The organism is Burkholderia dolosa (assembly GCF_902499135.1).
In the GTDB taxonomy this organism is placed as follows: domain Bacteria; phylum Pseudomonadota; class Gammaproteobacteria; order Burkholderiales; family Burkholderiaceae; genus Burkholderia; species Burkholderia dolosa.
This window is the reverse complement of the sequence record NZ_CABVPR010000147.1, coordinates 1-1,133: the sequence shown is the minus strand read 5'-3', so window position 1 is coordinate 1,133 and position 1,133 is coordinate 1. Positions and strand designations below refer to the sequence as shown.

At 71.2% G+C, this 1,133-nt stretch carries 1 protein-coding gene; it reads left to right on the top strand.

The genetic code is table 11. From position 1 onward, the window contains the following. Positions 1 to 148: 148 nt before the first annotated feature. A partial coding sequence (locus tag BUB20358_RS27925) for a CheR family methyltransferase (RefSeq protein ID WP_254593987.1) occupies positions 149 to 1,133 on the top strand: 985 nt, incomplete at its 3' end.

Genomic DNA, 1,133 nt, shown 5'->3' with positions numbered 1-1,133 from the left:
CGGCCCGCGGCTCGCGAAGCCGGCGGCGCCCGCGCCCGCGGACAAGCCCGCCGCGAAGCCCGCGCTCGTGCGTCCCGCGCTGAACGGCGAGAAGCCGGCCCCGGCGCTGGCCGGCGCGTCCGACGACGACTGGGAGACCTTCTAAGCCATGCAGCCGGCGCGCGCACCGTTTCGATCCGATGCACCCGACGCGTCGCCCCGCGCGGGCGAGCCCGGGCGCGACTTCGCGTTCACGGGCGCGGATTTCGCGCGCATCCGAGCGCTGATCCATCAGCGCGCGGGGATCTCGCTGTCCGAGCACAAGCGCGACATGGCATACAGCCGCCTCGCGCGGCGGCTGCGCGCGCGCGGCCTCGACGCGTTCCGCGACTATCTCGACCTGCTCGAGCAGGAGGACGATCCGCTCGAATGGGAGGCGTTCGTCAACGCGCTGACGACGAACCTCACCGCGTTCTTCCGCGAGTCGCATCACTTCCCGATCCTCGCGGACTTCGTGAAGGGGCGCCCGGCGCCGGTATCGGTGTGGTGCTCGGCCGCATCGACGGGCGAGGAGCCGTACTCGATCGCGATCACGCTGATCGAGGCGCTCGGCGAATCGGCGGCGCGCAGCGCGTCGATTCTCGCGACCGATCTCGACACGCAGGTGCTCGCGAAGGCCGACGCCGGCATCTATACGTACGACCAGGTCAAGCATCTGTCGCCGGAGCGGCTGAAGCGCTTCTTCCTGAAGGGCACGGGTGCGCAGGCGGGCCGCGTGAAGGTGCGGCCCGAGCTGCGCGCGATGATCCGCTTCGAGCAGCTGAACCTGACCGATGCCGACTACGGGATCGCGAAGCCGTTCGACGCAATCTTCTGCCGCAACGTGATGATCTATTTCGACAAGCCGACGCAGGCGCAGGTGCTGTCGCGCTTCGAGCCGCTCGTGAAGCCGGGCGGGCTGCTGTTCGCCGGCCACTCGGAGAACTTCACGTACGTGACGCAGGCATTCCGGCTGCGCGGGCAGACGGTGTACGAGCTGACGCGCGCGCCGAAGGAGACGCCGCGTCCGGCCGGCAATTCCGGCGGCGCAGCGACCCACGCGTCGGCGCACGACCCCGCGCGTGCCGCACGGCCGCGCGGCGCGCCTGCGCCCG